4 protein-coding genes are annotated in these 6,469 nt (G+C 55.4%); all 4 read right to left on the bottom strand.

Translation table 11 applies throughout. The features are described from left to right. Positions 1-52: 52 nt before the first annotated feature. A complete protein-coding gene (locus AAAC48_RS15330) occupies positions 53-877 on the bottom strand; it encodes a DUF2189 domain-containing protein (protein WP_340654998.1) in 825 nt (274 codons plus the stop codon). Between the two features lie 167 nt (positions 878-1,044). Further along, positions 1,045-2,361, bottom strand: a complete 1,317-nt coding sequence (locus tag AAAC48_RS15335; protein WP_340654999.1) for a hypothetical protein — start codon at positions 2,359-2,361, stop codon at positions 1,045-1,047. Between the two features lie 89 nt (positions 2,362-2,450). Next, positions 2,451-5,303: a peroxidase family protein gene (locus AAAC48_RS15340; protein WP_340655000.1), complete on the bottom strand. Its 2,853-nt coding sequence runs from the start codon at positions 5,301-5,303 to the stop codon at positions 2,451-2,453. A 34-nt stretch (positions 5,304-5,337) separates the two neighbouring features. Further along, on the bottom strand, positions 5,338-6,469 hold a 1,132-nt coding region (locus tag AAAC48_RS15345; RefSeq protein WP_340655001.1), incomplete at its 5' end, for a thiamine pyrophosphate-dependent enzyme.

Below are 6,469 nucleotides of genomic sequence, written 5' to 3' on the forward strand. Positions count from 1 at the left end.
TCGGCGCGGCATTTGAGTGCCGCGCCGTTAAGATCTTCCATCTATGAACGGCCTATCTTGTCTTGCTTGCCACATCGCGTGGCACGGGGACAACAACCTTGCGATAGAGGTGCCATGTTGCGTGCCCGAGCACGGGGATGAAGATTGCCAGTCCCACGAACAATGTCAAAAAGCCAACCAGGAGCATCGCCGCTACGATCAATCCCCAAAGGGCCATCTCGACAGGATTGGTCAATACTGCCTTTATCGAAGTGACGACAGCCGCGAGGGCGCCGACGTCGCGGTCAAGCAGGAGCGGAAAGGCGATTACGGTTGTGCAAAGAACGACGACAGCGAAGACAAAGCCGATCGCGTTGCCGAGTATGATCATTCTTTGGCCCTCAGGCGTATTGAAGACCTGGTTCATGAAAGCGCTGATGGATTCGGGAGCTTGCGAGCCGAAAAGATTCGTGTAGAGCGCTTGAGCCGTCAGAATCCAGGCGATGAAGAGTACAAAGAGCATGATACCTACGGCGATAATGGAAGGTATCGCCGGTGAATGCCTGACCTCCAGGGCATGCCGCCATGACGTGTCGAGATTGAGCTCACGCCGCCTGCTGATCTCATAAAGGCCAAGAGCGGCGAACGGCCCGATAAGGGCAAAGCCGGACATCAGCGGAAAAAGCAGCGGCAATAAATTAGCACCCGATGTCCAGCGCATAAGCACCAGTCCCGCAATCGGGTAAATCAGGCAGAGAAAAACGTAATGTGAGGGCTTATCCCAAAAATCATCCAGCCCTTGGCGTAGCGCGGCAAAAACGTCTGCCATGTTAATTCGACGCACGTCAGGAAAGACGTTCGTTTCACTTGCACCAGCTATCACATGAAATTGTGCCATGAACAATTCTCCCAATCTCGTTCGGAGCGGGGAAGGTACCAGTGGCACCGTGCAAAGAGCGGGGCCATGAGACCTAAACCTGCACAATTGAAAACATACCCTGATCGTTGTGGATTTGCCAGCAGTATCGGGAACTTCCAGTGCATAGCTGTGGCCAGAGCAGCAAGCTAGCGCCAATCCCGGTGGTGATTGTAGTGCGCATCGGTTAGCCCGTTCCGGAAGAAGCGTTCATAGTATTCGATATCGACATGGTGGATCTGCAACCAGACGCCCGGCACATGAATGGCATCGCAATGGGCCGGGAAACGTCCGTGGGTCTCATAGATATAAGTGCAGATATCCTGCACGCACCCGATCACGTCTGAACTATAGACAGCAGCTTCGGCCAGATAGCGATCACCATAGTCGCCCTTGTAAATCTGGGAGAAGAGCTGCTTGTTCGCGTAAAGCCCGTTCTCGCCAAATTTGTCTTTGACCACGGCCTGCACCGCGTCCGCCATCGTATCGTAATAAGGTGGGGACATCCCCCTAATGAGGTGCTCTCCCTTGTAGCGCAGACCAATCGGGTTGCTTCGCAGGTTCGAATAGCGCGGCAACGGCACATGCCAGCGCAACAGATCCATAATGCGCCAGCGCGGCGTCATCACATCGAAGCCGAGCATCGGACCATAATCCTTGATGAATTTGGGGTCGCCGAGCAATACAGGCGGGCTGACCGATGCGTGAATCCAGCCACCAAGCCCCATTGCATCCGCCGTCAGGAAAAGATTCTGCAGCAAAAGGTCCGCCTCGATTTGCGTGCGCAGTGAGCCGATTGCGCCAAGAGGTACCTTCAAATCCTTGTTAAGAAAGCCCTTCTTGATCCACTGCTTAACTCCTGCGGAACGGTAGAAGTTGCGATCGTCTACGATCGCCGGTCTTGCCCCGTCCGGCTGGGTCAGAATGTACATCAGACCGTTGATGTATTGTCTCGACAAATCGACAACCGGAAGGAGAATGGTGGTCCCTGAGAGGTTCGACAGAAAGCGGTTGGAATCGAGATAGGCTGGAAAATCACGCTTGCCCTCGGGCACGTCCAGCCGATGATCCAGGATGCGGACTTTGGCTTCACGAGCGCGTTGAATAAGACGCTCCTTGCTGAAGGCGCCCTCACCCTCTGCCGGAGGCGGCAGTTTGCGAAGGAAATAGGTGCCGGTATCGTTGATGAGAAAGAAATGCGTGCCCTGCGCATTGTCAGGACTGCCTGCAGTGCGCCCGACCATATTGAGATTGGGCTTGGCCATGATTGGTTGATGCGTCGCCGGATCCTCGAATGGCCTGTCCGGCATACTCAGGCCGGTGCAGCCTGTCATCGCAATCAGAATTGCTTCCTCCAGTTCCGAAAGCGGCTCTCTGGGCTGGCGGGATTCATAGCTCATGGTGCCGGCGAGCACTGAACTTCCCTGGCTGACGCGATGGGTCCTGCGTTGCCAGATCGTTTCCATAAGCGGCCTTCTCAGCAGCGCATCAAGTCCCGGATGCCCGGTCTGAGGTGCTGAAGCTCCGTCCGCGGAGCTCGTCCTGTGCTCGACCATCATGATGCCCCCGCATTCACCGGAGGCTGCTGACCGTTCGGAAATAGCGGGCGCCAAGGTGCAAACGCACTGCCGGTGCGTGGCAGGACCGAAGCAAGTTCAGGGCAATGACGCAGGATGATACTGGTCATGCCATTGTTGGCGATCCAGTCGATTCCAAAAGGCGAGTAAACCTCGGGCCGGAAATCGACTGTCAGGAATCGATCGCTTTGTAGCCGGCGCGAAGCCATCAGGATGAAAATTCGAAAGGCGGTATCGCTGAAACCAAACCCGGCCGGCGGCGGCTCGGCGAACAATCCCACAACCGTATCGATACGGTCGATGCTGCCATATATCTCCTTCAGCAGCCGGACATCTTCAGGATTGGTTGTCAGTTCTTCAAAGCTCTTGATCCGTGGCCGATGAAGTCCCGCACGGAAATCATTGTACCGCGGCACGCCGCGTCTTCGCGTTCGCACCAGATCGACAACAGAGAGATCGATGATCTCATTATCCCGCTCGAGTGCCAGAAGTGACCGCGGGTAGTTATGAAGCGTTATCGCGCCAGGATGCGCGATACCGAACGAATAGAGCGTGTTCCGCAGTCCGAAAGCCCGCATGGAATCGTCTGCGGCCGCGGCCTGGATATCCAGGAAACCCCGTTCGGCAATCTTGTTCCCAGTCGCGTGATCGTAGAAGCAATAATCATCCGGCAACAACGGATGCATGCGATAAACGGTGACAAAATCCTCCGTCAGCGAATATGGCGCCCCGTGATGATCGGGCAATGTCTTTGGAATGCCGGTCAGGGCATGGGCGTCTAGCAGCCAGATTCCGAGCTTCGTCAGCCAGTCATTGGCCGGTGGACCGTTCCAGTTGCTCGATAGCCCCACGTCAATCGCCTTTGTGGCAAGGATCGCCGGCGTCCACTCCACCGTATGGATCTTCGCAATCAAGGCGGAGACGATAAGGCGTGCAGTCTGATAGATCCGCTCGTCGTCCCAGGTGCGATATCTCGATCTAAGTTCATCACACAAGAGATTGTGCTCGCGTGCGAAAAGCGTATGGAGGGCACTGAGCCCCAACCACCAGCTTTCATTGAACCCGGTAACCTCCAGGCCCTTCACATCCACGGGCAGATGCCCGCCGACCAGCCGGAGCTTTGGCCCTTCCCGTAACATTCCAGCCTTGGTAGCATCGGGACCATACACCTCCGATGCATCCCACCATTGCGAGGCGTTATTGCCGAAATAGATGGGCGGACGATTATCACCGTCATTTCGCCCGGGCACATTACTGGCGATACGCATGACGTCTTCGGCCGGACCTCCAACGTAACTTCTCCAAGTCATTCCTTTTGGCAGCGGGACGATGACATCGTCCTTGCCCAGCGGATTGCGCGCGTGATTGACCCAGTCATGGACCTGGAACTGGATCCACGCAGCGGCCAATATGTTCAATGATCGCGCCGGGATGAACGTATCGCGATGCAGCAGCTCGCGCGCTACCGTAACCGGATTGGGTGTATCGAACGCGTTTGGTTCAAAAACGGGCTTCAGATTGCGTCCGAAAGCAGAGCCGAGAGAACCCATATTGGGCTTCGACAAGTCGTTGAATGTGCCATCATAGGTTCGTGCCTGACGAACACTCTCTTCTACCGCTGGCGGCGGTACACGGCGTGCGCTGGGCGGCGCCTCATTGATCTCCGTATCGATCAGGTTCTTGCTGCGCAATACATAGCGAAAGGCATCGAGATTCAGCAAACTCAGCCGTAACGAAAGTTTATGCCACTCGATATAGCGGTTGATCACCAGGAAAGCAGACCGGGCTGTTGCCCCAAGCACGCGGTTGCGAAGCGGCACTTCAGAACGCCAGCGGTAGATATGCCGATGCGCGGCACTTGCATCATAAACCGATTTCCGCGCCCGGTTGAGATTGCCGAGCGGACGGAATTCATCGGTCGTATTCCACGGATTGAACGACAGCTCGTCGACCAGCCGTGCATTGGTAAAAGCCTCGGCGATGCCGGCGCTCGGCTTCGATATGATGAGGTCAGCGACTTTGACGGGAGGGGACGCATTTGTCGTCCACTCGACAGCTGTGTCTTCGATTGGCGTCTTTGCGGGATCCACGTAGCGTTGAATGCAAAGCTCGAAATGAATATCGCCGCGATCCAGACGGCGAGCGAATTCGGATGAGAGATATCCGGGATCCCTGTCGGAAGGTTCGGGAGCAGATGGGGCATCGGAAGCTGGACGCAATAAATATCGGACAGCGAGCGTATCACCCCAGCGAATGGCACCCCTGCTCCAATACGTTTCAAGAGCGACACTGGCGACTTTCCGCCGCCTAGCTGCCGTCACATTGCGAAGCATGCGTAAGACTTCCGAAGGACCGAATTTGAATAGGAGGCGCGCCAACCCGGCAAGTTTATTCAGTATGCCCCCCGCCGTTGCCTTGGCAAAGGCCACGAATTGTTCCGCGTTGCGCGCATGAGAAACTGGAAAATTGGTCGCCAGAAGGTCGTGCTGTTCGTCTTCAGAGACTTTGATCCGAAGTGCGACGCCACGCATGTCGGGCTTGTAGTCTGGCTGGCCGTAGCCATTGGCGTTTGAGAAGCGAACGATGGTCGAATAGGCCTGTCCTGGTTTAACGAAGCCAGCAATCAGATCTTCCGGCAGATTTTCGATGAATGTCAGCCTGGCATCCATCGCCGAAAAGGTAGCCTTACTATGAAATGCCCGCTGAATTCCGGGTGCCTTGCTGTATTTCTTGGCCTTCAGTTGAACGTCCATCATGTCCAGCGCCAGGCGCTCGAACATTAGCCTCTCACTTTCAGGATCGCCTTTGTACTCTTCACGCCACATCGACATCGTTTCGCTTCCCCAATTGCATTGCGCCGCCCTGTCACACAGGGTGAATCCTTTCCTCAACCCTCTCAATCAAACCTGCCAGCACCCCTTCCGGAGAGGAGCTAAAGTGCGGAATCTCCAGCCGGGAAATGTGAGCATCAATAATGACGGGCTTGTCGAGTTTGAGCGATTCTTTGAACACGCGCTCGAACTCCTCCACTGTCTCGACGCGATAGCCTTTTGCTCCGCAGGCTTTGGCGTAGGCGACATAGTCAGGATTTTTGAACTCAACGAGGCCGGATTCGCCGTAGGCCGAGAGCTGATAAATCTTGATCAGCTTGAATTCATCGTCATTGAAGATAATCCAGATGACAGGAATGTCGTATTGGACCGCTGTAAGAAGTTCAAAGCCCGAGAGAAGGTAGCATCCATCCCCGCAACCGATGATAACCGGCCGTTCCGGATGGGCACACTTCACGCCAAGAGCGCCATTAACGCTGCCGGCCATGGGGCCGAAGCCGCCCGGCTTCTTGAAATGCTGGTCTGGCGTTAGTTCCAGATAGTATCCAAGCCAAGCCAAATGCGCGCCCGCATCGGCAAGCACGATCGCATGTTCTGGAAGGTTTCTCGAGATCGCTTGCACCATCTGACCGGGATGAATCTTGCCGATGAGATCGTGTATCCTGTCCGACGCGTAGTCATACCGCTTGAAGGACCTTTGGGGCAACGGTTCGAGAATAGCGGACATCTTGCCAAACAGCGCTGTAATAGCAAGATTTGCATCCGCAATGATTGCAGCATCAGCCTTGTAGACTTTATCGATCTCACCAATGTCGATGTTGATGTGGATGAGCTGCTTGTTCTTAAGGAGATCTTCGCGAAAGTTGAACGTTGCATGCTGGGCAAATGAATTGCCCACTGCCAGGATCACATCGGCTTCCTTGAAGGCTTCTCGCGCAGCCTTGTGGCCGCTGTCGCAGAACACGCCGATCGCAAGCGGGTGACGCTCCGCAATGATGCCCTTGCCGTCGAGCGTTGTAACAAAGGGGATCTGATAGCGCTCGAGGAGTTGCGTCAGGGCTGGACCGGCTTTGCTCAGGACAGCTCCAAAGCCTATCAGGGCCAAGACCTTCTTGCCTTTTGACAGTCCTTCTACCAGTAAACGGCAGACCTCATCTATACTGCCC

The organism is Phyllobacterium sp., from assembly GCF_037994405.1.
In the GTDB taxonomy this organism is placed as follows: domain Bacteria; phylum Pseudomonadota; class Alphaproteobacteria; order Rhizobiales; family Rhizobiaceae; genus Phyllobacterium.

What these genes read in the sequence shown, in the direction of transcription:
- AAAC48_RS15335 (WP_340654999.1), bottom strand. Translation starts at nt 2,361, where the DNA reads ATGGAAACGATCTGGCAACGCAGGACCCATCGCGTCAGCCAGGGAAGT.
- AAAC48_RS15340 (WP_340655000.1), bottom strand. Translation starts at nt 5,303, where the DNA reads ATGTCGATGTGGCGTGAAGAGTACAAAGGCGATCCTGAAAGTGAGAGG.
- AAAC48_RS15330 (WP_340654998.1), bottom strand. Translation starts at nt 877, where the DNA reads ATGGCACAATTTCATGTGATAGCTGGTGCAAGTGAAACGAACGTCTTT.